The organism is Sphingopyxis sp. (assembly GCF_036675685.1).
Taxonomy (GTDB): Bacteria; Pseudomonadota; Alphaproteobacteria; order Sphingomonadales; family Sphingomonadaceae; genus Sphingopyxis.
Map to the genome: position 1 here is coordinate 24,204 of NZ_JAKFEM010000057.1, position 24,505 is coordinate 48,708.

General features: G+C 65.5%; 28 protein-coding genes. 18 read left to right on the forward strand and 10 right to left on the reverse strand.

Annotation, left to right across the window (positions count from 1 at the left end):
- Positions 1-12: 12 nt before the first annotated feature.
- Genes ygfZ through V6M50_RS18735 form a run of 3 tightly spaced genes read left to right on the forward strand, consistent with a single transcriptional unit; the run spans position 13 to position 2,009 of the window.
- On the forward strand, positions 13-738 hold the full coding sequence (ygfZ, locus tag V6M50_RS18725) for a CAF17-like 4Fe-4S cluster assembly/insertion protein YgfZ (protein ID WP_332820098.1): 726 nt from the start codon (positions 13-15) through the stop codon (positions 736-738).
- A gap of 32 nt (positions 739-770) precedes the next feature.
- Entirely contained in the window at positions 771-1,391 is a 621-nt protein-coding gene (locus V6M50_RS18730) for a hypothetical protein (RefSeq protein WP_332820099.1), read from the forward strand.
- 51 nt (positions 1,392-1,442) lie between these two features.
- A complete protein-coding gene (locus V6M50_RS18735; protein ID WP_332820100.1) occupies positions 1,443-2,009 on the forward strand; it encodes a retropepsin-like aspartic protease family protein in 567 nt (188 codons plus the stop codon).
- Positions 2,010-2,037: 28 nt separating this feature from the next.
- Here V6M50_RS18735 and V6M50_RS18740 read toward each other — a convergent pair whose 3' ends face one another.
- Entirely contained in the window at positions 2,038-2,463 is a 426-nt protein-coding gene (locus V6M50_RS18740; protein WP_332820101.1) for a GFA family protein, read from the reverse strand.
- Positions 2,464-2,548: 85 nt separating this feature from the next.
- On the opposite strand from V6M50_RS18740, the gene V6M50_RS18745 reads away from it, so the two are divergent.
- On the forward strand, positions 2,549-3,214 hold the full coding sequence (locus V6M50_RS18745; RefSeq protein WP_332820102.1) for an MBL fold metallo-hydrolase: 666 nt from the start codon (positions 2,549-2,551) through the stop codon (positions 3,212-3,214).
- Between the two features lie 34 nt (positions 3,215-3,248).
- Here the strand turns inward: V6M50_RS18745 and V6M50_RS18750 are convergent, their stop codons facing one another.
- The gene (locus V6M50_RS18750) at positions 3,249-3,689 is read right to left on the reverse strand and encodes an MAPEG family protein (RefSeq protein ID WP_332820103.1); all 441 of its coding nucleotides are present in this window, start codon (positions 3,687-3,689) and stop codon (positions 3,249-3,251) included.
- 417 nt (positions 3,690-4,106) lie between these two features.
- Between V6M50_RS18750 and rpmF the strand changes: the two genes are divergently transcribed.
- From rpmF to V6M50_RS18775, 5 genes are all read left to right on the forward strand, one after another.
- Complete coding sequence (gene rpmF, locus V6M50_RS18755; protein WP_011541714.1) at positions 4,107-4,286, forward strand: 50S ribosomal protein L32; 180 nt, start codon at positions 4,107-4,109, stop codon at positions 4,284-4,286.
- Positions 4,287-4,308: 22 nt separating this feature from the next.
- Positions 4,309-5,343, forward strand: coding sequence for a phosphate acyltransferase PlsX (gene plsX, locus V6M50_RS18760; RefSeq protein WP_332820104.1), 1,035 nt, complete (start codon positions 4,309-4,311; stop codon positions 5,341-5,343).
- Entirely contained in the window at positions 5,340-6,305 is a 966-nt protein-coding gene (locus V6M50_RS18765; RefSeq protein ID WP_332820105.1) for a beta-ketoacyl-ACP synthase III, read from the forward strand. Before plsX ends, V6M50_RS18765 begins: the two co-directional genes overlap by 4 nt.
- Positions 6,306-6,457: 152 nt before the next feature.
- Entirely contained in the window at positions 6,458-6,751 is a 294-nt protein-coding gene (locus V6M50_RS18770; protein WP_332820106.1) for an integration host factor subunit alpha, read from the forward strand.
- Between the two features lie 14 nt (positions 6,752-6,765).
- Complete coding sequence (locus V6M50_RS18775) at positions 6,766-7,155, forward strand: MerR family transcriptional regulator (RefSeq protein WP_332820107.1); 390 nt, start codon at positions 6,766-6,768, stop codon at positions 7,153-7,155.
- Between the two features lie 45 nt (positions 7,156-7,200).
- Here the strand turns inward: V6M50_RS18775 and V6M50_RS18780 are convergent, their stop codons facing one another.
- Positions 7,201-7,752: a SixA phosphatase family protein gene (locus V6M50_RS18780; RefSeq protein ID WP_332820108.1), complete on the reverse strand. Its 552-nt coding sequence runs from the start codon at positions 7,750-7,752 to the stop codon at positions 7,201-7,203.
- A 57-nt stretch (positions 7,753-7,809) separates the two neighbouring features.
- Entirely contained in the window at positions 7,810-10,533 is a 2,724-nt protein-coding gene (locus V6M50_RS18785) for an ATP-dependent DNA helicase (RefSeq protein WP_332820109.1), read from the reverse strand.
- 123 nt (positions 10,534-10,656) lie between these two features.
- On the opposite strand from V6M50_RS18785, the gene V6M50_RS18790 reads away from it, so the two are divergent.
- A complete protein-coding gene (locus V6M50_RS18790; protein ID WP_332820110.1) occupies positions 10,657-11,091 on the forward strand; it encodes a hypothetical protein in 435 nt (144 codons plus the stop codon).
- 3 nt (positions 11,092-11,094) lie between these two features.
- On the opposite strand, the gene V6M50_RS18795 is transcribed toward V6M50_RS18790, so the two are convergent.
- Positions 11,095-11,463 (reverse strand): PilZ domain-containing protein, encoded by a 369-nt coding sequence (locus tag V6M50_RS18795; RefSeq protein ID WP_332820111.1) that lies wholly within the window; start codon positions 11,461-11,463, stop codon positions 11,095-11,097.
- Positions 11,464-11,564: 101 nt separating this feature from the next.
- On the opposite strand from V6M50_RS18795, the gene V6M50_RS18800 reads away from it, so the two are divergent.
- The 5 genes from V6M50_RS18800 to V6M50_RS18820 all read left to right on the forward strand — a co-directional run bounded on the left by V6M50_RS18800 (position 11,565) and on the right by V6M50_RS18820 (position 15,268).
- Positions 11,565-11,975, forward strand: coding sequence for a response regulator transcription factor (locus tag V6M50_RS18800; protein WP_332820112.1), 411 nt, complete (start codon positions 11,565-11,567; stop codon positions 11,973-11,975).
- 98 nt (positions 11,976-12,073) lie between these two features.
- A complete protein-coding gene (locus V6M50_RS18805; protein WP_332820113.1) occupies positions 12,074-12,610 on the forward strand; it encodes a DUF4199 domain-containing protein in 537 nt (178 codons plus the stop codon).
- A 71-nt stretch (positions 12,611-12,681) separates the two neighbouring features.
- Entirely contained in the window at positions 12,682-14,283 is a 1,602-nt protein-coding gene (locus V6M50_RS18810) for a lysine--tRNA ligase (protein WP_332820114.1), read from the forward strand.
- Between the two features lie 11 nt (positions 14,284-14,294).
- Complete coding sequence (locus V6M50_RS18815) at positions 14,295-14,780, forward strand: DUF3291 domain-containing protein (RefSeq protein ID WP_332820115.1); 486 nt, start codon at positions 14,295-14,297, stop codon at positions 14,778-14,780.
- Positions 14,780-15,268: an asparaginase domain-containing protein gene (locus V6M50_RS18820; protein WP_332820116.1), complete on the forward strand. Its 489-nt coding sequence runs from the start codon at positions 14,780-14,782 to the stop codon at positions 15,266-15,268. The genes V6M50_RS18815 and V6M50_RS18820 overlap by 1 nt, the downstream gene beginning before the upstream one ends.
- A 37-nt stretch (positions 15,269-15,305) precedes the next feature.
- Here V6M50_RS18820 and V6M50_RS18825 read toward each other — a convergent pair whose 3' ends face one another.
- Complete coding sequence (locus V6M50_RS18825) at positions 15,306-16,337, reverse strand: fatty acid desaturase family protein (protein ID WP_332820117.1); 1,032 nt, start codon at positions 16,335-16,337, stop codon at positions 15,306-15,308.
- A gap of 228 nt (positions 16,338-16,565) precedes the next feature.
- On the opposite strand from V6M50_RS18825, the gene V6M50_RS18830 reads away from it, so the two are divergent.
- Positions 16,566-19,124: an EAL domain-containing protein gene (locus tag V6M50_RS18830; RefSeq protein ID WP_332820118.1), complete on the forward strand. Its 2,559-nt coding sequence runs from the start codon at positions 16,566-16,568 to the stop codon at positions 19,122-19,124.
- A 13-nt stretch (positions 19,125-19,137) separates the two neighbouring features.
- Here the strand turns inward: V6M50_RS18830 and V6M50_RS18835 are convergent, their stop codons facing one another.
- The 4 genes from V6M50_RS18835 to V6M50_RS18850 form a co-directional block, all read right to left on the reverse strand.
- The gene (locus V6M50_RS18835) at positions 19,138-20,418 is read right to left on the reverse strand and encodes a metal-dependent hydrolase family protein (protein WP_332820119.1); all 1,281 of its coding nucleotides are present in this window, start codon (positions 20,416-20,418) and stop codon (positions 19,138-19,140) included.
- Positions 20,419-20,571: 153 nt separating this feature from the next.
- Complete coding sequence (locus V6M50_RS18840) at positions 20,572-21,573, reverse strand: RcnB family protein (protein ID WP_332820120.1); 1,002 nt, start codon at positions 21,571-21,573, stop codon at positions 20,572-20,574.
- A gap of 134 nt (positions 21,574-21,707) precedes the next feature.
- Positions 21,708-22,253: a (2Fe-2S)-binding protein gene (locus V6M50_RS18845; protein WP_332820121.1), complete on the reverse strand. Its 546-nt coding sequence runs from the start codon at positions 22,251-22,253 to the stop codon at positions 21,708-21,710.
- Positions 22,254-22,280: 27 nt separating this feature from the next.
- Positions 22,281-23,045 (reverse strand): class II aldolase/adducin family protein, encoded by a 765-nt coding sequence (locus V6M50_RS18850; protein WP_332820122.1) that lies wholly within the window; start codon positions 23,043-23,045, stop codon positions 22,281-22,283.
- A 291-nt stretch (positions 23,046-23,336) separates the two neighbouring features.
- On the opposite strand from V6M50_RS18850, the gene rpsU reads away from it, so the two are divergent.
- Both rpsU and V6M50_RS18860 read left to right on the forward strand, forming a co-directional pair.
- The gene (gene rpsU, locus V6M50_RS18855; protein ID WP_037510267.1) at positions 23,337-23,543 is read left to right on the forward strand and encodes a 30S ribosomal protein S21; all 207 of its coding nucleotides are present in this window, start codon (positions 23,337-23,339) and stop codon (positions 23,541-23,543) included.
- 348 nt (positions 23,544-23,891) lie between these two features.
- Complete coding sequence (locus tag V6M50_RS18860; protein ID WP_332820123.1) at positions 23,892-24,446, forward strand: FKBP-type peptidyl-prolyl cis-trans isomerase; 555 nt, start codon at positions 23,892-23,894, stop codon at positions 24,444-24,446.
- Positions 24,447-24,505 lie beyond the last annotated feature (59 nt).

A 24,505-nucleotide genomic window follows, 5' to 3' on the forward strand; every position in this document is an offset into this window, starting at 1 on the left:
TAGATTATCGCCATGGCCAATACCACCCTCAACGACCGCGCCCTCATCCGTCTGTCGGGGGAGGACGTTCGCGGTTTCCTGCAAGGGCTGGTGACCAACGACACGTCGGGCAATCTCCCCGTGTGGGCGGCGCTGCTCTCGGCGCAGGGCAAGGCGCTGTTCGATTTCCTGATCTGGGGCGACGAGGCAGATGTCCTGATCGATTGCGAGCGCGACGCCGCCGAGGCGCTGGCGAAGCGGCTGACGCTCTATCGCCTGCGCCGCGCGATCACCATCGCCCCCGAACCCGACCTCGCGGTGCATTGGGCGCCGGAGGGCGACCTTGGCGTCGTCGATCCGCGCCTGCCCGAACTCGGGCAGCGCTGGCTGGCGCCCGCCGAGGAAGGCGAGGGCGCCGACGCCGCGTGGCGCGCGCACCGGCTGGCGCTAGGCGTTACCGAAGGGCGCGCCGAACTCGGTGATGGCACGACGCTGTGGCTCGAATGCAATGCCGCCGAACTCAACGGGGTCAGCTTCACCAAGGGCTGCTACGTCGGGCAGGAAAATACCGCGCGCATGAATTGGCGGCAAAAGGTCAACCGGCGGCTGGTCGTCGTGCCGATCGCGGAGGCCGACGAAAAGCGCCAGGTCGTCGCCTATCCCGACCTCGGCTGGTCGGTCGAGCATCGCCGCACCGAGACGATCGGCTCGGGGATCGCGCCCGCATGGATGCGCGAGGGGCTCGCTGCCGGTTCATGACAGGTGCAGCCTTTGCTGCTACACTGCCCGCCATGCGCGCTCTCCTGATTTCGTCGGCGCTCGCCGCCGCTTTCGTTGCCATGCCGGTCGCCGCTCAGAGTGGCTGTCCCGCGTCGCCCCAATCCGCAGATGATACAGCGGCTTCGGCGCCGCTGGTGCCGATCGCACCCGAGGCTGCGCCCACGCCTTCGCCGCTCGCCCCGCTCGCCGAGGATTCGCCCTGGCGCACCCGCTTCGAGGCGGCGGCGGACGAACTGCTCCCAGCGCTCCAGTCACGCCAGCCTGACCGTTGGCAGCCGCTGCTCGGCGGCCACTGGCTTGGCGCGACGGAGCGCGAGGCGGTCGCCACGCTGCTCGATGACCAATGCGCGGCCTTTGCTTCGCTGCTCGCGGCCCCCGGACCCATCGAACGCCGGATCTTGGGCTGGAGCCTGCCGGCGTCGTACAGCGCCGCCGACCGCGCCGCGATCGCGGCCAGGCCCGAAGCCGAAGCGCTTGTCTGCTGGTCGGCGGGGCGGGGCGGCGAACCCGTTTGGCCGCGCACCGCTGCCGAAGCGGACAACAGTGCCGACCGCCCCTATGCCTGCGCGCGTATCGCCTATTCGATGCGCGACGGCACGCCGAGCTGGCGGGCCTTTGTTGAACGTGGCTGAGCGCATCCGCGTTTAACGAATAACCAATAAGTGTCTGCGAAAAGGCGCGTCATGATGGGGCGCTTTCTTGGTTTGGCCGCGATCATTGCGGTGGTGTCGGTCGGCATGGCGGGAATCGCTAGCCGCTCGGCGCCTGGTGACGTTGTCGAAACGACCGCCACGATTTCCGGCAATCACGACAATTGGACGACGCACAAGCTTCGGAAAGACCGGGCTATGGCGACGGCTGAAGCGGAGGGCCGTTCGGGCTCACGGGGCGAAGTGCTGCTCGATCGTTCCGGCGATTCGCATTTCTATGCCGACACCGAAATCGACGGTACCAACATCCGGATGATGGTCGACAGCGGCGCATCGATCGTCGCGCTGACGCGCCGCGATGCCGAAGCGATCGGCATCGACGTCGACGGCTTGCCCGTCAGCGGCACCGCGCGCACCGCGGGCGGCGATGTTCCGATGCGCACCGTCATGCTCGACAGCGTCGAAATCGACGGGATCGAAGTCCGGTCCGTCGAGGCCGCGGTGGTCGACGCCGACATGGGCGTGTCGCTGCTTGGGCAGAGCTTCCTCTCGAAACTCGCTGCGGTGAATGTCGAAGGCGACACGATGACGCTGCGCTGAGGCGCGTCGGCTATCGGGTCGGGACGAGTCATTCACGCCGTGCGGCATGGGCTGGGTTCCCCGGATGCGTGATGATCCCGGGTGGAAGCTCAAACCATGGATGTTGGTCTTCGGACCATACGGCCTGTTCCGGGGCGGGAAAGCTAGGATCGGCAAACGTGCCAGCGGCGACGCCGATCAGATGGGGAAGGCGTTCCGGTTCCCACCAGAGCGACGATCCGCAATCGGGACAAAAGTGGAAGGAAACGCCGAAGCCGCTGGCCGACGCGCGGCTGAACACCTTCGCCACCCCGGCTGTCACCACGACCTGCTCGCGCGGAAAGAATGCGGCGATGCTGAAGATTGACCCGGTTCGTCTTTGGCAGTCGAGGCAATGGCAAAGCGAAACCTTGGTCGGCTCGCCCGTGCATCGGAGTACGAGCTGACCGCAATGACAGGAGGCGTGCCGTTCCATCGACCATCGAGACTATCATCCCTTGCCATGCAGGAAAAGGGGCCCGCTCTTGCCAAATCCGCCCGCTTTGCCCACATCGAGCGCCATGAACGCTCCCAATCCTCCGCTTCGCGCCGCAATCGTGCCCGTCACTGCCTTCCAGCAGAATTGCACCCTTCTATGGTGCACCGAGACCAACAAGGCGGCCTTCGTCGATCCCGGCGGCGATCTCGACAAGCTGAAGGAGGCCGCGCGCCAGACCGGGGTCGAGGTCGAGAAGATCCTCGTCACCCACGGCCATATGGATCATTGCGGGCAGGCGGGGATGCTCGCGAAGGAGCTGGGCGTGCCGATCGAGGGACCGCACGAGGATGATCGATTCTGGATCGAGGCTTTCGCCGAGGATGGTGCGCGTTTCGGCATGGTCGGCGAGACGTTCGAGCCCGATCGGTGGCTGGTCGACGGCGATACGGTGACCGTCGGCAACCTCAGCATCGATGTCATCCATTGCCCGGGGCACACGCCGGGCCACGTCGTCTTTCATCACGGCCCGTCGAAGCTCGCGATCGTCGGCGACGTGATCTTCCAGGGGTCGATCGGCCGCACCGACTTTCCGCGCGGCAATCACCAGCAACTGCTCGATTCGATCACGCAGAAGCTGTGGCCGCTCGGTGGCGACACCACTTTCCTGCCGGGGCACGGCGCGCACAGCAATTTCGCGCACGAACGGCGCACCAATCCGTTCGTCAGCGATATGGCGTTGGGGGGATGACGGTAAAAGGTTGGGGTATGACGGTAAAAGAAGGTCACCTCGGCGCCGAAACCACCGTTTCCTCGACCTCGGTCATCGTGATGCTCGTCGGCGTCAGGTAGACGATGGTCAGCGCGGTGATCGCGAGGCCGAGCTGGGTCAGCATGGTGATCGCGGTGCCCGCCATCCGGCCCCACATCATGCCGTCCATGCCGAGCGCGTGGAGGATACGGCCGACAAGGTAGAGCGCGCCCGCGCCCCACAGCCACATCGACGATCCCATGCCGAGTTCGACCAGCGCGAGCAGGATCAGCACAAAGGCGGTGTTCTCGACGAAATTGCTGTGCGCGCGCATGCGGCGCGTGAGGGGCTCGTTGCCGCCGTCGCCGACGAAAACCTTCTCCTTGGTCCGCACGCGCCCGACCCGCATCGAAAGCCACAGGTTGAGTAGCGCCGCCCCGGCGGCGATGGTCAGGCTGATCGGCAAGATTATCATTTGGTCCCCCTGTATGTTGTTGGCCAGCGTTCCGGCGTGGGGGTGATGTGGCATCCCTGCCAAAGCAGGGCAAGCGCGCCGTTTTCAGCCTCGTCACCCCGGGCTTGATCCGGGGTCCATGACGTCGCCGCCGGCGTGGATGCCGGATCAAGTCCGGCATGGCGAAGGAACGGAGCAACCAATGTCGTAGATCGGCATGCCACAGGGCTTGCCTTTGCGGGCAAAAACGCTATAGCCCCGCCCGATCCGGCACCCGACACCTTCTGGCGTTGAGGCACCCTCCGGCGGAAGGTTTTCTTGTCAAATATAGGCAGGAATGGGCTTCGGCGCGGCGGGCGGGCCAGTCATTTCCGGCAACGGCGATGACAAATCCGGGTAGCCGATTCGTGACACACTATTGAGAATGCAGGAAATAACATGGCCGTTCCCAAGCGAAAAACCTCGCCCTCGAAGCGCGGCATGCGTCGCAGCCACGACAGCCTGAAGGTTGAAGCCTTTCAGGAATGCCCGAATTGTGGCGAGCTGAAGCGTCCGCACAACCTTTGCAACGCCTGCGGCCATTATAATGGCCGTGAAGTGGTGTCGGTCGGCGCCTGATCCCTAGCCGGAGCGCAATTTGATGGCACTGACACCGCGAATCGCGATTGATGCGATGGGCGGTGACGTCGGCGTGCGGATGATGCTCGCCGGTGCCGCCATGGCGCGCCACAAGCACGACGGCCTGCGTTTCATCCTCGTCGGCGATGAGGTGCAGATCAAGGCGGCGCTCGAAAATCACCCCAATCTGCGCGCGGCGTCGGACATCATCCACACCGACGGCGTGGTGACGGGCGAGGACAAGCCGAGCCAGGCGCTGCGCAAGGCGCGCCACAGCTCGATGGGGCTCGCGATCGACGCGGTGAAGCGCGGCGATGCCGGCGGCGCCGTGTCGGCGGGCAACACCGGCGCGCTGATGGCGATGGCCAAGGTCGCGCTGCGCACGATGCCGGGGATCGACCGCCCCGCGCTCGCGGCGCTGCTGCCGACGCTCGGCGACAATGATGTCGTCATGCTCGACCTTGGCGCGAACACCGAGTGCGATGCGACCAATTTGACGCAGTTCGCGGTGATGGGCGCCGCCTATGCGCGCACCGCGATGGGGCTCGAACGCCCGCGCGTTGCGCTGCTGAACATCGGCACCGAGGAAATGAAGGGCACCGACGAGATTCGCGATGCCGCCGCGATGCTCCGCGCCGCGAAGGGGCTGCCGATGGAGTTCACGGGCTTCATCGAGGGCGACAAATTGTCGCGCGGCAATGTCGATGTCATCGTCCACGACGGTTTTTCGGGCAATATCGCATTGAAGACGATCGAGGGGACGGCGCGTTTCGTGACCGACCTGCTTCGCCGTGCCTTCACCAGTTCGGCGCGCTCGAAGATCGGTTTCCTGATCTCGCGCCCCGCCACCGAGCTGCTGCGGCATCACCTCGACCCCAACAACCATAATGGCGCGGTGTTCCTGGGCCTGAACGGCGTTGTGCTCAAAAGCCATGGCAGCGCCGATGCAAAGGGGGTCGCGAACTGCGTCCACCTTTGCGCCGAGCTGATCGAGAAGGATATTACGCGTCAGGTGACCGAGGATCTCGCGAATTTCCGCCGCGGCGACGCGGCATGACACGCCGCGCGATTCTGGCCGGCACCGGCTCGGCCCTGCCGCGCACGCGGGTATCGAACGCCGAACTCGCCAAGCGTGTCGACACCAGCGACGAATGGATCGTCGAGCGCACCGGCATCCGCTTTCGCCATATTGCCGAGCCCGACGAGACGACGGCAACGCTGGGCGCGGCCGCCGCGCAGCAGGCCCTGGCAGCCGCCGGGCTCCAGCCGTCGGACATCGGCCTGATCATCGTCGCCACCGCGACCCCCGACAACACCTTCCCCGCGAGCGCGACCAAGGTGCAGGCGCTGCTCGGCGTCCCCGACTGCATCGCGTTCGACGTCGCGGCGGTCTGTTCGGGCTTCCTCTATGCCGTCTCGGTCGCCGATTCGATGCTGCGCACCGGTGCGGCCGAACATGCGCTGGTGATCGGTTCGGAAACCTTCAGCCGCATCCTCGACTGGGAAGACCGCACGACCTGTGTCCTTTTTGGCGACGGCGCGGGCGCGGTTGTGCTGTCGGCGAAGGATGTCGAAGACGATCAGGGCATCCTCGCCACCCGGCTCCATGCCGAGGGAAAATATTCGGACATGCTCTATGTCGATGGCGGGCCGTCGACCACCGGAACGGTCGGCCATGTCCGCATGCAGGGGCGCGAAGTGTTCCGCCATGCCGTCACCAACCTCGCCTCGGTGCTGGGCGAGGTGATGGCCGACATCGGCCTGTCGGCGGACCAGATCGACTGGGTCGTGCCGCACCAGGCGAACAAGCGGATCATCGATGCAACCGCAAAAAAGCTGGGTTTGCCGGCCGAACGCGTCGTGCTGACCGTCGATCAGCACGCCAATACATCAGCGGCGTCGGTTCCCTTGGCGCTCGACCTTGCGGTCCGCGACGGGCGCATCAAGCGCGGCGACCTGGTGGTGCTCGAGGCGATGGGCGGTGGCTTCACATGGGGCGCCGCGGTCCTGCGCGTGTGATGTCTCGATTTGGCGCGTCAACTTCTCGCTCCATCCTTTTCAGATTGGCGGATTAATTCGCTTTTGTTACATAGATGCACGGGACTCGTGATGGTGGGGGCTGTCAGAGACTTGGAATAGCATTTCGCTTCAGTGAGGGGGAAGGGATCATCATGACAGCAGGGACGCTCACCCGGGCCGACATTGCAACGCGGATCAACCAACAGATCGGGTTGTCGCGTAACGAATCGGCGACGATCGTTGAATCGATTCTCGATCATATGTCCGACGCGCTTGCGGGCGGGCAGAATGTCAAAATCTCGGGCTTTGGTACCTTTGTGCTGCGCGACAAGGCGCAGCGTATCGGCCGCAACCCCAAGACCGGCATCGAAGTGCCGATCCTGCCGCGCCGGGTGATGACCTTTCGTGCCAGCCAGACGATGCGTGCCCGCGTCGCAGGCAAATAAGCCGGGCTTTGCCCATGGCAGGCTTTGACGTGTCCGGCGATGGCGGCAAGGCGACGGGCGCCATGCTCGCCATCGGCGAACTCGCCGTCCGTATCGGCGTTCCGACGCATGTGCTGCGTTATTGGGAAACGCGTTTCCCGCAGCTGAAGCCGCTCCAGCGCTCGGGCCGCCGCCGCTATTACCGCGCCGAGGACGTCGCGCTCGCCGAGCGGATCCACCATCTGCTGCATGTGCAGGGCTTTACCGTCGAGGGCGCGCGCAAGGCGTTGTCCGACGCGGGCGCCACGCCCGATGGTCCGGCGCGCGCGCCGACGCGCACAGACAATCTGCCGGATGGTGCGACCGGGATTCCGGTCGAGGCGCTGATCGCGCTGCGCCGGCGGCTCGCCGTGGCGCTCGGTTAAATACTCCAGGCTAACGCCTTACCCATATCGGTTGGTGGCTCGCTTTCAATCATTGTCCATTGCCGGCGCAAGCATCGGGTCGAGATCGCGCGGGCGGACGAAGGCCGCAAAACGAGCGCTCCCCGTATCGAGCGCGTGCCAGTCGTCGATATCGATCTCGAGCCGTGCCAGCGCCGAGGTCGGCAGCTTTTCCTCGACCTTCGCGCGCAATTCATCGTCGGCCGATTCGGGCACGAGCATCAGGATCAGATCCTCCAGCCCCGGATTATGCCCCGAGATCAGCAAATGCCGGGCATCGCGGCCGGTGTCGCGGATCACGTCGATCAGCGTCGCGGCCGACGCGAGATAGATGCGCCGGTCCCAATGCGGTTCGATGCTGTCGAGGTCCGCTGCGAGCTGAAAAATGTCGAGCGTTTCGGTCACGCGCACCGCGGGCGAGGCGACGATGCGGTCGATCGGCAGTTTCTGGCGCTTCAGCCATTGCCCGATCAGGTCGGCGCCGCGCGCCCCCCGCTTGTTGATCGGCCGGTCGAAATCGCGCTCGACGGGGGCATCCCAGCCCGATTTGGCGTGGCGCAGGATCGTCAAAGTCTTCAAAATTACTCCCCGCGCCGTTGCGCTATCCCCGAAATGCGCTGGCCTTGTGCCGCAATCTTATGACGGTGAAAAGGCGGCATAAGCGCTTTTTCTGCGTTCGACATTCGCCGCCGCGACATGGTTCACCGCCTCGTCGAGCGGCAGGCGGCGGATCGGGGTGCCTTCGGGAAAGGCGCTGAGCAGGCGCGACGGGAAGGACGGCGAGAGCATCACGAACTGGCCAAAATCGTCGGCGCGGCGGATCAGGCGGCCGAACGCCTGGCCGATGCGGCCGCGAATGACCATGTCGTCATAGGCGCCGCCGCCCTGCGCCGCGCGCCGCGCCGCGTGCAGGATCGTCGGGCGCGGCCATGGCACGCCCTCCATCACCACCAGCCGCAGCGATTCGCCGGGGACGTCGACGCCGTCGCGCAAGGCATCGGTGCCGAGCAGCGAGGCATGCGGGTCGGCGCGGAAGATGTCGACGAGCGTCCCGGTGTCGAGTGGGTCGACATGTTGCGCATAAAGCGGCAGCCCCGCGCGCGCCAATCGGTCGGCGATGCGTGCATGGACGATGCGCAGCCGCCGGATCGCGCTGAACAGCCCCAGCGCGCCGCCGCCCGAGGCCTCGATCAGCCGGCTGTAGGCGCCGGCGAGGGCGGGCAGGTCGCCGCGCGCGATGTCGGTGACGATCAACACCTCCGACTGACGCGCATAATCGAACGGGCTGGGGACCGCGAAATGCTTCACCCCGCCGTCCATATGCCGCGCGCCGGTGCGGATGTCGGCGTCGGTCCAGCCGCTGCCGCTGCGCAAGGTCGCCGACGTCACCAGCACGCCCTGCGCGGGGCGGTAGACGATGTCGGCGATCGGCTTGGCCGGGTCGAGCCAGTGGCGGTGCAGCCCGGTATCGAACTCGCGCCCGTCATAGCGGTCGACCGCGAGCCAGTCGACGAAATCGGGGTCGGCGGGGCCGCCGACGCGCCCGAGCAGCGACAGCCAGCCGCCCAATGTGTCGATTCGCGTGCCGAGGCTGTGCCGCGCGCCGTCGACGCGCGCGCGCGCCTGGCCGTCGAGCCAGTCGGGCGGATCGTCGACGAGCGCATCGAGCCGCTTGCCGAGCGCCATCAGCGGGCGCAGCAGCGCCTCGATCGCGTCGCTTGCGCCCGCGGCAGCGGCGACCAGCGCGGCGTCGGGGTCGGCGAGCTCGGTTTCGAGGCCATAGCCGCTGTCGGCGCCCTTGGTGTCGGCGGCGCGCGCATAAACCTGCCCGCGCACCGCGACGAGCAGCCGCTCGATCGCGCCCCACGGGTCGTTTTCGGCCAATCGGCCGAGCCAGCCGTCGCCCGGTAGCTCGGCGGCGGCGGTGATCGCCGCCTGTATCGCGCGGTCGCCCGCTTCGTCATAACTCGCGACATCGGCAAGCCGCGCGGCGAGCCCGCGCCGCCGCCCGCGCGACTTGCCCTCGGGGCCGAGCACCCAGCGGCGGATCTCGACCGCTTCCTGCCCGGTCAGCGCCGCGGCGAACATGCTGTCGGCGGCGTCCCACAGATGATGGCCTTCGTCGAAGATCAGCCGCGTCGCGGGGGCGCCGCCGTCGCGCGGCCTCGCCGCCTGCACCATCGTCAGCGCATGGTTGGCGATGACGATGTCGGCCTGCGTCGCGGCGCGCGCCGAGCGTTCGATGAAGCATTTGCGGAAATGCGGGCAGCCCGCATAGATGCACTCGCCGCGCCGGTCGGTCAGCGCGGTGGTGCCGTTGCGGCGGAACAGGGCAGGGAGCCAGCCGGGCAGGTCGCCGCCGACCATGTCGCCATCGCGGGTGTACGCCGCCCAGCGCGCGACGAGCTGCGCGAGGATCGCGGCGCGCCCCGAAAAACCGCCCTGCAAGGCGTCTTCGAGGTTGAGCAGGCAGAGGTAATTTTCGCGGCCCTTGCGCACCACCACCTTTTCGCGGTGCGTCGCGGCGTCGGGGTAGAGCTTCTCGGTCTCGCGCGCCAATTGGCGCTGCAGCGCCTTGGTAAAAGTCGAGATGCAGACCGCGCCCGCCGACTGGTCGATCCATTGTTTGGCGGGGGCGAGATAGCCCAAGGTCTTGCCGATCCCCGTTCCGGCTTCGGCGACCAGCATCTGCGGCGCATCCTTGCGCTCGCGTGGCTCGAAGATCGCGGTGGTTGCGCGCGCATAATCCTGTTGCCCCGACCGGCGTTCGGCGCCGTCGCCGGTCAGCCGATCGAGCCGCGCCGCGACATCGTCCGCATTGATCGTCACTTGCCGCGGCGCCCCGCGTGGCGGCGCCTCCTCCCATTCGGGCAGGCGCGAGAAGAGCCAGCGTTCATTACCCTCGGGCGCCGACAGGCGCGGCTGGATCAGCGACGCCCACGACCAGCGCTGGCGCGCCAGCGCCTGCACCCCGTGCCACGCGCCCTCGCGCTCGGGCCAGTCGGGATCGTCGAGGCCGGCGAGCATCGCCGCGGCCGCCTGCGGCAGGAAAGCCGCGATGTCCTCCTCGCTCTTGGGTGGTGCCAGCCCGATCGCGGCGGCCAGGCCCGCGGGAGTCGGAACCGCGAAGCGCGCGGGATAGAGGAAAGCGAAAAGTTCGAGCAGGTCGAGCCCCGACAGCTCGGGATAACCAAGCCGGTCGCCGGTCAACGTCGCACCCAGCAACAGATGCGGCGTGGCGGCGACCGCGGCGATCGCTTCGCCGCGCCCGACACGCTGCACGCGCCCGTGCGCATCGGCGATCCAGATGCCGATATGGCTCGCATGGACGGCGGGCAGGGAAAGCAGGTCGGGGGCCATCACCCCAAGCTAGGGACAAAAGGCGAACGCGGCAAGGCGATCCGGACGACCGCCTGCTTTCTTCTTGCGATGGCGGGGAGGTTCGACAACGCTGGACCCAACCAACACGAAAGGACAGTCAGGATGAGCGAAGAGCAGGCGATCGGCGCGGTGATTGACGAGATGTATGCGATGATCTCTGGCCCGAAGGGGCCGCGCGACTGGTCGCGGCAGGCGAATTGCTTTCACCCCGAGGCGCGGCAGATCCGGACGTGGATCGATGCCGACGGGCGGGCGACATTCCTGAGCATGGGGCTCGCCGACTATGCCCGCAACACGACGCCTTTTTTCGCGGAGAATGATTTTTTCGAGATCGAGATTGCGCGGCGGATCGACCTGTTCGGCAACATCGCCCACGTCTGGAGCGCCTATGAGGCGCGCGCGTCGCTAGGCGATGCCGAACCCGAACGGCGGGGGATCAATTCGATCCAGCTGTTCAAGGATCCGGATCTTGGCTGGCGGATCATGGCGATGATCTGGGACAATGAGCGCGAAGGCGTCGCGATCGCGCCCTTCTGATCCCTAACTGAGGCCGCGGCGTCCGAAAGCCGAAGGGCGATTGCTCATGAATATCTGCGCGGGCTGAACCATCGAAGCCGTCCGCGCACGTTTCAGCGCCTTATAAAGCGCGCCGTGGGTGAGTTCGTACGGGAAGCGCACGCCCATGCGGTCGAATTCGGACCACATCACCACCGCATAGGTAACCTCGCCACCATAGTGGATCTCGCATCGCGACCGCGCGGGCATACTCGCCCCGTCGATCCGCGCCCCACCTTCGGACAGGTCGGTGATCCGACCGTCGACGAAGTTGAGCACGCCGTTGACGGTAACGTCGATGGCAACGGCGGCGCGTTTGTGCCCACGGGCGGCGGGGGTGCGAAAATTGTCCATGTCCGGGACACTATGCCCCTCATGGTAAATTTTCCGGTAACGATGTTGGTTCGCGCCGGGACAATGTTGCAAGCGATGACCGACAATGGTCTACGCGGATCATGGCCCGCCCGATCATCCTTTACGGCATTGCCCTTGCCGCCGCGGCGTTTCTGCTCGAGTGGCTGAACTACAAACATGTCGTGCATCGCTGGTCGACCGAATTTTACATAGCGATCATCGCCGTCCTTTGCATCGCGCTCGGCATATGGGCCGGCAACCGGTTGACCGCGCGGCCGCGTCAGACCTTTGTGCGCAACGATGCGGCGATCGCGGCGCTGGGGCTCAGCGCGCGCGAATGCGAGGTGCTGGAAATGCTGGCAGCAGGGCACGCCAACAAGGTGATCGCGCGCCAGCTCGATATCTCTCCCAACACGGTGAAGACGCATGTTGCGCGGGTGTATGAAAAGCTGACGGTCGCCAGCCGCACGCAGGCGGTGCAGAAGGCGCGGACGCTCGACATCCTGCCGTAAAATCGGGCGACCGGCATCAAATCACCCTTTTGGGCGATAGATTCCGGCCGTTGTTCCGGTCCATCCCGCGTGGCATTCACCTTATGGGGAGACAGATCATGGGCAGGATCATTGCAGTCTACGGCGCCATCGCGGGCGTGATCGTCATTATCGGCATGTCTATCAGCATCACCTTAGTCGCCGATCATGGCACGATGGGCATGGTCGCCGGCTATCTGTCGATGCTGGTCGCGTTGCTTTTCGTCTTCATCGGCGTGAAGCGCTATCGCGACGTGAATCTGGGCGGGGTCATCACCTTCTGGAAGGCGCTTGGCGTCGGCCTCGGTATCGGGCTCGTCGCGTCGCTTTTCTACATCCTCGGCTGGGAAATCTATATGTGGCAGACCGGCGGAACCTTCATGGCCGACTATATTGCCAAGAGCATTGAAGATATGCGTGCCGCCGGCAAACCCGCCGCCGAGATCGCAAAATTTTCGGCGGAGATGGGCGCGATGGCGGAGCAGTATAAAAATCCGCTCTTCCGCATGGCGCTGACGCTGACCGAGATATTCCCCGTCGCGCTGCTGGTATCGATCGCGTCGGCGGCGCTGCTCAGGAAGAGCAGCTTCCTGCCGGCGACGCAGCCGCGCGGGTGATCGAAGGGAAGAAGGGCGCCGCCGCGTCCGGTCTTCTTCCCATCCTCGCTTCTTGCCGCTATGGGCGCGGCATGACTGACTTGCACCTTCACCCTTCGCTGCGCGAACCCGCGCAAACGTCCAAGGCCTGGCCGTTCGAGGAAGCGCGCAAGCTGGTCAAACGCTATCCGGATGGCAAGCCCGGCGGCGAGGCGATCATCTTCGAGACGGGCTATGGCCCGTCGGGGCTGCCGCATATCGGCACCTTCAACGAAGTGCTGCGCACGACGATGGTCCGCCGCGCCTATGAGGCGCTGACCGGCGGCGCGCCGACGCGCCTCGTTGCATTCAGCGACGATATGGACGGGCTGCGCAAGGTTCCCGACAATGTCCCGAACGGCGACATGCTGCGCGAATATCTCGGCAAGCCGCTCACCGCGATCCCTGATCCATTCGGCAAGTTCGAAAGTTTTGCGCACCATAACAATGCGATGCTGCGCGAGTTTCTCGACCGTTTTGGTTTCGAATATGAATTCGTCAGCTCGACCGAGCGGTACACGTCGGGCGCGTTCGACGACGCGCTGAAGAATGTCCTCCGCCACAACCAGGACATCCTCGACATCATGCTGCCGACGCTGCGCGCCGAGCGCGCGGCGACCTATTCGCCGATCCTGCCGGTCAGCGCCAAGTCGGGGACCGTGCTGCAGGTCCCGGTGACCGTCGTCGATGCCGACAAGGGCCTCGTATCGTTCGAGGATGAGGGCGAGACGATCACGCATTCGATCCTCGGCGGCGGTGCGAAGCTGCAGTGGAAGGTCGACTGGGCGATGCGCTGGGTCGCTTTGGGCGTCGATTATGAGATGTACGGCAAGGATTTGACCGACAGCGGCGTTCAGTCGGGCAAGATTGCGAAGGCGCTTGGCGGGCGCAAGCCCGAAGGGCTGATCTACGAGATGTTCCTCGACGAAAAGGGCGAGAAGATCTCGAAGTCGAAGGGCAATGGCCTCAGCCTCGAGCAATGGCTCGACTATGGCAGCGAGGAGAGCCTCGCCTTTTTCGCCTATCGCGAACCCAAGGCGGCGAAGCAGTTGCACATCGGTGTGATCCCGAAGGCGATTGACGAATATCTGCAGATGCGCGGCAGCTATCCGGCGCAGGAGGCCGACAAGCGGCTCGGTAATCCGGTGCATCACGTCCATGTCGCACGCGGCGAGCAGATTCCCGCGGCCGAATTGCCGGTGACCTTCGGGCTGCTCCTCAACCTCGTCGCAGTGATGGGCGCCGATGCGTCGAAGGATCAGATCTGGCGCTATCTTGGCCAATATGTCGAGGGCGCCGATGCCGCGACCTATCCCGAGCTCGACCGGCTGATCGACAATGCGATGGCGTATAACCGCGACTATGTCGCGCCGACGCTGAACCGCCGCAAGCCGCAGGGCGGCGAAGTTGCGGCGCTGAAAGAACTCGACGGTGAGCTTGCGGCGCTGCCCGCCGATGCCTCGGCCGACGACATCCAGAATATCGTGTATGCGATCGGCAAGAACGAGGCCTATGGCTTTGAAAATCTGCGCGATTGGTTCAAGGCGCTGTATGAGACCCTGCTCGGATCGAGCGCGGGGCCGCGCATGGGCAGCTTCATTGCGCTGTTCGGAATTGACAACACGCGCCGGCTGATCGCCGAGGCGCTGGCCTGAAGGAGACCGGCATGGCGGCTTACGAACTGGCGCAGATCAACATCGGACGCTTCCGCTTGCCGCCCGATCATGTCGCGAACCGCGATTTCATGGACGCGCTCGACCATGTCAACGCGGTTGCCGAGGCCGCCGACGGCTTTATCTGGCGGCTGGTGGGCGAGGGTAACAATGCGACCGATGTGCCCGTCACCGACGATCCGCATCTCCTCGCCAACATGTCGGTGTGGCGCGATATCGATGCGCTCGCGGCGTTCGTCTATCGGACGCCCGATCATCTGACGGTCATGAAGCGGCGCAAGGAGTGGTTCGAGCCTATGCCGGTCTATCAGGTGCTCTGGTGGGTCCCCGCGGGGCATCGCCCGACCGTTGCCGAAGGCATGGCGCGGATCGCGATGCTCGAAGCGAACGGGCCGACGGCCGAGGCCTTCACCTTCAAACAGCCCTTCGCCGCGCCCGACGGCATGCCGGCACTGCCGATCCAGGACGAGTGCGCCTGATGCGCGAGACGATCGACATCTTCACCACCGGCGGGACGATCGATAAAGTCTATTTCGACGCGCTGAGCGAATTCCAGATCGGCCCCGCCGCGATCCCCGACCTGCTGCGCGAAAATAATGTCCATGTCCCGCACCGCGTGACGCAGCTGATGCGCAAGGACAGCCTCGAACTCGACGATGCCGACCGCGCCGCGATCCGTACCGCGGTCGAGGCGAGCGAAGCGACGCGCATCCTTGTTACCCATGGTACCGACACGATGGTCGTCACCGGGCGCGTGCTGGCCGGGATAGCGGGCAAGACGATCGTGATGACGGGCGCGATGCAGCCGGCTTCGGTGCGCGCGAGCGACGCCGAATTCAACGTCGGCTTCGCGTTGGCGGCGGTGCAGACGCTGCCGCCCGGCGTTTATGTCGCGATGAACGGGATGATCTTCGATCCCGAAACGACGGTGAAGGACCGCGCCGGAGCGCGCTTCGTCCGGCAATAGGGGGCTTACTATATCCTCCCCCTCGATGGGGGAGGGCTCAGCCCTTCGCGGTGACCTGCCGCAGTACCGCGGCATAGTTCGGCGCGATCGTCATCGACTCATACCGTCCCGCGCGGCCGAGCGCGGCATGGACCTCTGGCAGGCGATAGCAGGGCACCCCCATGAACAGGTGATGCTCGGCGTGATAATTCACCCAATATGGAGCAACCGTCGCGCGCGCCAGCCAGCCCGCGTTCGTGGTGCGGGCATGGGTGAACGGATCGTCGCTCCCCGTCGTCGTGCACGCATGTTCGGCGATATTGCGGACGCGAAGGTAAAGCTGGAAGGTCGTCGCAAGCCCGGCGAGCCAGAGCAGATAGGGCGTCCAGCCATAGAGCGCGAGCGACGCCGCGAGCAGCACCGCCTGTACGACGAGAAAGCGGCCGACTGCGCGCGCCACCGCCATTGCGCCCGCGACGTCGACCGTCGGTGACGTCATGCCGTCGTCGGATTGCTTGTTGAACGGGGTTCCTGCCTTCGTGCTCGCGCGCCCCTTCTCGACCTTTTCGCCGCGCAGCATGGCTTTCAGGCCGACGAAGGCAAGGCCGAATTGTGCGGCGCGCTGTTTGAAAAAGGTCTGGCCGGTCAGGTCGCGCAGCACCTTGCGCCCCAGGCTCGCGCGCGTGGTGGGGAAGGGCTTCGACAGCGACAGGTCGGGATCTTCGGGCTGCTGGGTGAATTTATGGTGCTGCAGATGATAGGTGCGATAGGCGATCAGGTCCGAGCCGACCGCGGCGCCCGTCAGCCACTGGCCAAGGAAATTGTTGAGTTTTCGATTCGGGTGCAGCGCGCCGTGCGCCGCGTCGTGCATCAGGATCGCAAGCCCGAGCTGGCGCCCGCCGACAAGGACGATCGCGAGTGCCCAAGCGGCGGGGTTCTGTGACCAGGCGGCGAGGCCGATCAGCGCGATGCTGACGATCCACGCGTGCGCGACGAGCCAGATCCCGCGCCATGACGATGCGCGGGTGATCGCCGACCATTCGCTGCGGTCGAAGAAGCGGTCGGGCGGCAAAAGGCGTACAGCAGGCATGGTTCATCTATAACAAGTTGCGAACCGAAACGGAATAGCTTCCGTTATGGCACAATAACGGGGTGAACGGGCGGGCGCAGGTAAGGATTTGGAAACCCCTTTTCGACACTGATCCCGTGCGACCAGACGAGCAGGAATATCGGGAAATTGGGGGTTCGGCATAACATCATCAGGCCGGCGGCCAGCGAGTTGTCATTGGGCGAATCGCTGCTCGAGTCACCGGAATTTGTGACGCGCCTGATGCGCGTGGCGCAGCTGTGGCACTATGTGCTTATCGGCCGCGTCCTCGCGTTCCTCACCTGCGCCTTCGTGCCCGGGCTCACCGGCTTCCTCGATCACCCGTCGCAATGGATGGTGATGGCGGCGGGCCTTCCCTGCGACCTCGTGCTGACGGTGATCGGGCAGGCGATGCGCAGGCCGCGCCCGGTGTCGCAACGGCGACTGCGGTTGATCGTCGCGCTGTGCATGGTGCTGATCGCGCTCGGCACGCTGCTCAATGCCGCGGCGATGTTTGCCGCCATCGCGGTTCCCGACGGAAGCCCCCATTTCGATGCCTTTACCGCGATCCTGATCGGGTCGCTGCTTGTCGCTGCCTCGGCGGTCGCGATCGTCCGCCCCGCCTTCTTCACCTTCGCCGGCGCGACCGCGCTCGGCGGCGCCATCGGCATCGCGTCGTGGCCGTTCGCGGTCGCGGGGTTCGTTTTCCTGGGGCTGCTGATCGTCATGATGCGCGAGGATATTCGGCATCAGCGCCGCGCGACCCGCACGGCACGGCTGAGCATCAGCGACCAGCAGCGCGCGCTCAACCTGATGCGCGATTTCGAGCGCGCCGGGCGCGGCTGGTTCTGGGAAACCGACCGTCACGGCCAACTCGTCTATATCTCGCCGACCGTTGCGGCGCGGCTCGAGCGGCCGCTGGCCGAGCTGCTCGGGCAGCCCTTTACCGACATCATCCGCAAGCGGATCGGCAATGACGAGAGCGAGGAGCGCACGCTGGGGTTCAGCCTGTCGTCGCGCACGCCGTTCAAGGAGCTGACGGTGCAGGCCGCGGTGCCGGGCGAGGAGCGCTGGTGGTCGATCTCTGGCCATCCGATCAGCAACGAACTCGGCAATTTCCAGGGCTTCCGCGGCAGCGGCACCGACCTCACCGACATGAAGAGGTCGGAGCGCGAGATCAACCAGCTTGCCCGCTACGACACGCTCACCGGCCTTGCGAACCGGCGCCACATCACCGACCTGCTCGAGCGTGCGCTCAAGAGCCATAGCGGCCAGCCGCAGCCCTGCGCGCTGCTGCTGCTGGATCTCGACCGCTTCAAGGCGGTGAACGATACGCTGGGGCACCCGGTCGGCGACCAGCTGTTGCAGCAGGTCGCGGGGCGATTGACCCAGATCGTCGGCGACAAGGGGCAAGTCGGCCGGCTGGGCGGCGACGAATTCCAGATCGTCGTGCCGCAGTTGAACCAGCCCGAAAAGCTCGCCGGCATCGCCAATGCGATCATCCTCAGCCTCGCAAAGCCGTTCGCGATCGAGGGCGAGCAGGTGCGCGTCGGATCGTCGATCGGCATTGCGGTGTCGGACGGGCAGGGGGTGTCGGCGTCGGCGCTCGTCCGCAACGCCGACCTGGCGCTTTATGCCGCGAAGGACGCCGGGCGCGGTGTCTATCGCTTCTATGCCGATGCGATGCACAACCAGGCGAGCGAGCGCAAGGCGATCGAGGATGCGCTGCGCGACGCACTGGCAAAGGACGAACTGAGGCTGCTTTATCAGCCGATCGTCGACGTCGGGACCGAGCGGATCACGGGGTTCGAGGCGCTGATCCGCTGGCACCATGCGTCGGGCGGCATGATCAGCCCGTCGAAATTCATACCCGTAGCCGAGGAATCGAACCTGATCATCCCGATCGGCGAATGGATCATCCGCACCGCCTGCGCAACGATCGCGCATCTCGGTCCCGGATACCGCGTCGCGGTCAACGTCTCGCCGCGACAGTTTGCGAACGAAAAGCTGCCCGCGACGATCCTCAGCGCGGTATCGGCGGCGGGGATCCGTCCCGAACAGCTCGAGCTCGAGATCACCGAGGGCGTCTTTCTCGACGAAAGCGCGGAAAATCTGGCGATGTTCCAGAAACTGAAACGCACCGGCGTCCGCCTCGCGCTCGACGATTTCGGCACCGGCTATTCGGCGCTCGGCTATCTGAAGAAAGCGCCGTTCGACAAGATCAAGATCGACCAGAGTTTCGTGCTTGGCGCCGCCGATCCGAACAGCATGAACGCGGCGATCATCTCCTCGATCGTCGGGCTTGCGACCGCGCTGAATATGGAAACGACCGCCGAAGGGGTCGAGACGCACGACGATCTCGCGCTGATCCGCGGGCTTGGGTGCAGCCATGTCCAGGGCTATATTTATGGGCGTCCGATGGATCTGGTCGAGGTGCTCGCGCTCCTGCGCGAAGGCGGCGGCAGGGCCCAGGCAAACGGATACAAGAGCGCGCGCGAGCCGCGGCTCACTATCTTCCGCACGATCCAGGCCACCAGCGGCGGCTATCAATATGAAGCGATCGTCCGCAACATGTCGTCACGCGGTGCGCTGGTCGAAGGATTGTGGAACGTCCCGCCCGGGACGCCGCTGGTTCTGGAATTCGGCCCCGGCCATATCTTCGATGCCGAGGCGCGCTGGTCGTCGGGCAACCGCGTCGGCGTCCGGTTTGCCGAAGCGGTCGACATCGACGCGCTGATCGGTCCGAAGACGGTCACGCCGGCGCGGGGACGTGTCCGCCGCGCCGCCTGACCATGCAGCCGGCTCAGTCGGCGATCCGGCCGCGCGCCATCACCCAGTCGATCTTTTCGAGCACCGTGACGTCGGTCAGCGGATCGCCCGACACCGCGATCACGTCGGCCGACATGCCCGGCGCGATCCGGCCGATTTCCTTTTCCATCGACAGCGCGCGCGCCGCGACGCTCGTTGCGCTGGCCAAGGCCTCGCGCGGGGTGAGCCCGGCCTTGACCAGCAGCGCGAACTCGCTGCCGTTGCGGCCATGTTCGAACACGCCTGCATCGGTCCCGAACGCGACCGGCACGCCCAGCGCCTTGGCGCGGCCGACCGCCTGGCCAACGCTGCCTAGCGTCATGCGCACTTTTTCCTCGACCGTGGGGGTGTAGATGCCCTTGCCGAGCCGCTCGCGAATCCCCTCGAACGCCATCAGCGTCGGGACGAGATAGGTGCCCTTGGCCTTCATGACCTTCAGCGCCGCATCGTCGGCGAAGGTGCCATGATCGATCGTGTCGATCCCCGCTGCCGCCGCATCCTCGATACCGCGCGCGCCATGGGCATGCGCCATGACTTTCAGCCCCAGCGAATGCGCGGTGTCGGCGATGCTCTGTAGCTCGGCCGGCGAAAAATGCCCGCCGAGCCCGCGGCCCTGCTGCGACAACACGCCGCCCGTCGCGGTAATCTTGATGATATCGGCGCCGGCGCGCGAGGCCTTGCGGACCTTTTCGGCGCATTCGACCGGGCCGGTGCAGGTATAGCCCTGATCGAGCACGCCGTGGACATCCTCGCGAAAACCGGTGACGTCGCCATGTCCGCCGACGATCGACAGCGCCGGGCCGGCGGCGATGATGCGCGGCCCGGTGATGAAACCGGCGGTCGTGCCGCGGCGAAGCGAATAAGCGGTATATTGCGCCGACCCCGCCTCGCGCACCGTGGTGAAGCCCGCGCGCAGCGTGATGCCCGCGTTCTTCACGCCGACGACGACGCCCCATTCGTCGGGGTCGACCGTCGCGGCGCGATAATCGTCGCCCGGGTCGCCGGTCAGGTGGACGTGCAGGTCGATGAGGCCGGGCAGCAAGGTCTTGTCGCCCAGGTCGACGACTTCGGCCCCGGCGGGCGGCTCGGTGCGGCCAGCGGCGATCGAGGTGATGCGGTCATCGGTGATGACGATGGTCGAGGGGCCTTGGGCGGGCTTGTCGGCGTCGGTGATGACGCGCCCGGCGTAAACGACCGTGGTGCGCGCCTCTGCCGATACCGCGCCCAAAAAAGCCAACGTTACCGCCGCGGCGGTCGCCAATCCCGATTTTCGCATGTCTGCTCCCCAGTTTCTGTCCGGGCATCGTGGCGTGTCGGACGGGGGAGGGCAAGCGCATAAAAAGAGGGGCCGGACAAGCCGGCAGCGCTTAAAAAAAGAGGGACCGGACAAGCCGGCCCCTTCAGTTTGTCGTCTGATAACCGAAAGGAATTACCAGAAGAAATCGTAGATCACATCGACCACTTCGCCGCTGTAGGTGTCGACGAGCAGGACGTCGTTGTAATAGCGGACCCAGCGATACCCGCCGTCGGCCGGGGGCAGACGATAATACCAGGGATCGTTGATCCAGTAGCGCTGGCTGTAGAACAGCGAGTTCAGGCTGAAACCGATGCTGAACCGCGTATAATGATGGTTGCGGTACGGCGAATAATAGCGCGGCATGCGGTAATAGCTGCGATACTGCTGGCGATAGTCGCGCCAGTTGTAACGGCGATCGTCGCGCCACGAACGGTTCCAGCTGTGGCCGCGATCCCGGCGATCATTGTCGCGATAGCGCCGGTCGACATAGCCGTTGCGATTGCGGTCGTAACGCCGGTCGACGCGGTTGTTGTCGTTGCGGTCCCAGCGACGGTCGAGGTCGCCGTTGCGGTTGCGATCGTAACGCCGGTCGACCTGACCATTGCGATTGCGATCCCACTGGCGATCGACCTGGCCGTTGCGGTTGCGGTCCCACTGACGATCGATGCGGCCGTCGCGGTTGCGATCATAGTTGCCGCCGCGCTGGCGCTCGGCCTGCCGCTGTTGCCACTGCTGACGCTGGGCCTGACGCTGTTCGTCGTTACCGCGCTGCTGCCACTGCTGGCGTCGCACCTCGCGCTGCTGGTCGTTGCCACGCTGTTGCCACTCTTGACGCCGGGCCTCGCGTTGCTGGTCGTTGCCGCGTTGCTGCCATTGCTGGCGCATTTCGCCGCGCGGTTGGCGCTGGACCTGCGGCTGCTCGCCCTGCTGCCTCGGCTGGCGCTGGGGTCGCGCTTCGCCGTTCCAGTTGCCGCCGCGGCGCACTTCGGGACCGCGCGGGCCACGGTCGCCTCGGTCACCGCGATCGCCGCGCTGCGCGATCTGCACCCGTTCGCCCGACGCCTGCGCGGCGGCCGGGGCAATCGGGGTCAGGATCGTTGCCGCGATCAGCAACCCTCCGAACATCTTCTTCATCTCGCCATACTCCAACTCATGTCCCGCGTGCTGGAGACGCCAGCCGGGATGATGAATCAGGTGTTACCGGAGGCAAGATGATCGATGGCTGAACCAAGCTGTTGCCTGCGGTTCACCTAGATGAACGGAAGCGTTCAGGTCCCGGGCGGCAGGCGCAGCGCGGGCACGGCGCGCGCGGCGTCTTCGGGGCGGATGCCCGGCGGCGGCGCGGCAGCGATGCGTTCTTCGCCGCGCAGCACGCGCCCGGCGAGGCGAATCGCGGTGCGGATGCGCGGATAGGTGCCGCAGCGGCAAATGTTGGTCACCGCGGCATCGATGTCGGCATCGCTGGGATTGCTGTTCGACCGCAGCAGCGCGGCCGCGGCCATGATCATCCCCGACTGGCAAAAACCGCATTGCGGAACCTGCTCGGCGACCCACGCCTGCTGCACCGGGTGGCTGCGATCGCGCGACAGTCCCTCGATCGTCGTGACGAAGCGCCCCTCGCACTCGGCAATCGTGACCATACAGCTGCGGATCGCTTCGCCATCGATGTCGACGGTGCACGCGCCGCACTCGCCGGTGCCGCAGCCATATTTGGTTCCCGTCAGGTTCGACGCGTCGCGCAGCGCCCACAGCAGGGGCGTTTCGGGTTCCATGCGATATTCGACCGGGCGGTCGTTGACCGAGAATCGCGTCATGCGCCCTCTGTTAGCGCACCGGCTGGATTAGTCACGCCAGCTTGTGTCGATCTTGTCGACCTTGCGCACCATCGCGTCGAATTCGGCCTTGCCCGCCTGTCCGGGGATCGAGGCCATGAACAGGTCGCGCTGGTGGACCGCGATCACCTCGTTCGGGACGGTGATCGGCTTGCCCATGCTCATCGTTGCGAGCTGGATCTCGCACGCGCGCTGCAGCGCCCAATATTTGATGAAGGCTTCGCTCAGCGTCTTGCCCATCACGACGGGGCCGTGGTTCTTGAGCATGAGGATACGCTTGTCGCCGAGGTTCTGGACCAGCCGCTCGCCCTCCTCCTCGCGCACCGTCACGCCCTCGAAATCATGATAGGCGAGCTGGCCGGCGAAATTGCAGGCATAGAAATTGACCGGCTGCAGCCCGCCTTCGAGCGCGCAGACCGCGACCGTCGCGGTGGTGTGCGTGTGGATGATCGCGTGCGCGTCGGGCAGGACACGGTGGAACAGGCTGTGCTGGACGAAGCCGGCCTTGTTGACGTGCCAGGGATTATCCGCGTCGACCTTGTTGCCGTCGATGTCGATCTTGATCAGGTTCGATGCGGTCACTTCGCTGAAATGCAGGCCATAGGGGTTGATCAGGAAGGCGCCTTCCTCGTCGGGGACCTTCACCGTGATATGGTTGAAGATCATCTCGTCCCAGCCCATCATCGCGAAGATGCGGTAGCAGGCGGCAAGCTCCTGCCGCGCCGTCCATTCGGCTTCGCTATATTTGCTGTTGCGCTTGAGCTGGGTCGCCATGGCCTGTCCCTCATTATGATGTTAGTTTCGTCCTGCTACCTATGCCATAAGGTAAGGGCCCGGCACAATCCCGTCAGCGGGCAGGGCGGTCTCATGGTGCGACTGGGGCGCGGCAAGCGCGGTTCGCCGCACGAGGGCTTGCATTTTTTCGCGAATCTCTCTAGTTGGCGGCGCATCGGAACGTCGCGTGATCGCGGCGCTCTTTTTATTGCCCGAATATCGGCGGTTTATGGCGAACCGGATCCATCCGGTGGCCGCGACCGTTTTGACGAACAGGAGACGACACGGCGTATGCAGATCATCGTTCGCGACAATAATGTCGACCAGGCCCTTCGCGCGCTCAAGAAGAAGCTGCAGCGTGAGGGCGTGTATCGCGAAATGAAGCTGCGCCGTCATTACGAGAAGCCCAGCGAAAAGCGCGCGCGCGAGCACGCCGCTGCTGTCCGCCGCGCCCGCAAGATGGAGCGCAAGCGGATGGAGCGCGACGGTATCAAGTAAGACCGTCTCCCGTTCGGGATCCTGATCGTGAAAAGGGCGCTGCGGCAACGCAGCGCCCTTTTTCGTTGGGTCGAGGCGTGGTTGGCGGTTTGCGACCGGCCGGCGACATTTCATATCTCGTCACCCCGGACTTGATCCGGGGTCCCGCTTGAGGTCAAAGCTTGGCCTGGCGTCAGAAAAGCGGGATCCCGGGTCAAGCCCGGGATGACGAAAGGGGGTGGCAGCTTCTCCACCCCGAAGAGAACATTCGGGCTTACGATTAATTGCCTCTGGACCGTTCCTCGCCGCACCGCCTATAGGCCTCGCCAACATTTGCGCCCGCGGGCGCCTGCGGAAGGATCAGCTGAAATGAGCGTGACGACAGTTCCATTGCGCCCGGTAAGCAAGGGCGGCTTATGGCTGATGTGGTTCGGCCTCGCGGCGCTGCTCGCCCTCGGCGCGGCCTTTGCCTGGCATATGACCCCGCGCATCGGGTTCGAGGTCGTCAAGGAAGGCACGGGGAACAGTCCGACCAAGGCCGACGTCGTGCTGGTGAAATATGAAGGCAAGCTCGACGATGGCACTGTCTTCGATGCGAACGAACAGGCGCCGATGCAGGTCGCACAGGTCGTTCCGGGCTTTTCCGAAGCGCTGACCCGCATGAAGAAGGGCGGCGAGTACAAAATCACCATCCCGGCGCAGCTCGGCTATGGCGATCGCGCCGTCGGACCGATCCCCGCGGGCAGCACGCTGCATTTCGCCGTGACGCTGCTCGATTTCCGTTCGGAGGCTGAGGTTCGCGCGATGCAGCAGCAGATGCAGCAACAGCAGCAGATGATGCAGCAGCAACAGATGATGCAGGGCGGCCCCGGCGGCGCGCCCGGTGGTCCGGCCGGGCCTCCGCCCGGCGCACCGCAGCCGTAATATAGCCGTCGCCCCCGCGAAGGCGGGGGCCGCTGGCAACCTGGCGCTAGGCCGATAGC

Bases quoted from the DNA above. Each gene is read 5' to 3' on its own strand.
- plsX (WP_332820104.1), top strand. From the start codon at position 4,309: ATGGCACTGACACCGCGAATCGCGATTGATGCGATGGGCGGTGACGTC.
- V6M50_RS18805 (WP_332820113.1), top strand. From the start codon at position 12,074: ATGGGCAGGATCATTGCAGTCTACGGCGCCATCGCGGGCGTGATCGTC.
- V6M50_RS18825 (WP_332820117.1), bottom strand. From the start codon at position 16,337: ATGCCTGCTGTACGCCTTTTGCCGCCCGACCGCTTCTTCGACCGCAGC.
- V6M50_RS18795 (WP_332820111.1), bottom strand. From the start codon at position 11,463: ATGGACAATTTTCGCACCCCCGCCGCCCGTGGGCACAAACGCGCCGCC.
- V6M50_RS18740 (WP_332820101.1), bottom strand. From the start codon at position 2,463: ATGGAACGGCACGCCTCCTGTCATTGCGGTCAGCTCGTACTCCGATGC.
- V6M50_RS18745 (WP_332820102.1), top strand. From the start codon at position 2,549: ATGAACGCTCCCAATCCTCCGCTTCGCGCCGCAATCGTGCCCGTCACT.
- V6M50_RS18730 (WP_332820099.1), top strand. From the start codon at position 771: ATGCGCGCTCTCCTGATTTCGTCGGCGCTCGCCGCCGCTTTCGTTGCC.
- V6M50_RS18750 (WP_332820103.1), bottom strand. From the start codon at position 3,689: ATGATAATCTTGCCGATCAGCCTGACCATCGCCGCCGGGGCGGCGCTA.
- V6M50_RS18820 (WP_332820116.1), top strand. From the start codon at position 14,780: ATGCGCGAGACGATCGACATCTTCACCACCGGCGGGACGATCGATAAA.
- V6M50_RS18845 (WP_332820121.1), bottom strand. From the start codon at position 22,253: ATGACGCGATTCTCGGTCAACGACCGCCCGGTCGAATATCGCATGGAA.
- V6M50_RS18810 (WP_332820114.1), top strand. From the start codon at position 12,682: ATGACTGACTTGCACCTTCACCCTTCGCTGCGCGAACCCGCGCAAACG.
- V6M50_RS18815 (WP_332820115.1), top strand. From the start codon at position 14,295: ATGGCGGCTTACGAACTGGCGCAGATCAACATCGGACGCTTCCGCTTG.
- V6M50_RS18765 (WP_332820105.1), top strand. From the start codon at position 5,340: ATGACACGCCGCGCGATTCTGGCCGGCACCGGCTCGGCCCTGCCGCGC.
- V6M50_RS18860 (WP_332820123.1), top strand. From the start codon at position 23,892: ATGAGCGTGACGACAGTTCCATTGCGCCCGGTAAGCAAGGGCGGCTTA.
- V6M50_RS18835 (WP_332820119.1), bottom strand. From the start codon at position 20,418: ATGCGAAAATCGGGATTGGCGACCGCCGCGGCGGTAACGTTGGCTTTT.
- V6M50_RS18735 (WP_332820100.1), top strand. From the start codon at position 1,443: ATGATGGGGCGCTTTCTTGGTTTGGCCGCGATCATTGCGGTGGTGTCG.
- V6M50_RS18840 (WP_332820120.1), bottom strand. From the start codon at position 21,573: ATGAAGAAGATGTTCGGAGGGTTGCTGATCGCGGCAACGATCCTGACC.
- rpmF (WP_011541714.1), top strand. From the start codon at position 4,107: ATGGCCGTTCCCAAGCGAAAAACCTCGCCCTCGAAGCGCGGCATGCGT.
- V6M50_RS18850 (WP_332820122.1), bottom strand. From the start codon at position 23,045: ATGGCGACCCAGCTCAAGCGCAACAGCAAATATAGCGAAGCCGAATGG.
- V6M50_RS18775 (WP_332820107.1), top strand. From the start codon at position 6,766: ATGGCAGGCTTTGACGTGTCCGGCGATGGCGGCAAGGCGACGGGCGCC.
- V6M50_RS18770 (WP_332820106.1), top strand. From the start codon at position 6,458: ATGACAGCAGGGACGCTCACCCGGGCCGACATTGCAACGCGGATCAAC.
- rpsU (WP_037510267.1), top strand. From the start codon at position 23,337: ATGCAGATCATCGTTCGCGACAATAATGTCGACCAGGCCCTTCGCGCG.
- V6M50_RS18785 (WP_332820109.1), bottom strand. From the start codon at position 10,533: ATGGCCCCCGACCTGCTTTCCCTGCCCGCCGTCCATGCGAGCCATATC.
- V6M50_RS18790 (WP_332820110.1), top strand. From the start codon at position 10,657: ATGAGCGAAGAGCAGGCGATCGGCGCGGTGATTGACGAGATGTATGCG.
- V6M50_RS18800 (WP_332820112.1), top strand. From the start codon at position 11,565: ATGGCCCGCCCGATCATCCTTTACGGCATTGCCCTTGCCGCCGCGGCG.
- ygfZ (WP_332820098.1), top strand. From the start codon at position 13: ATGGCCAATACCACCCTCAACGACCGCGCCCTCATCCGTCTGTCGGGG.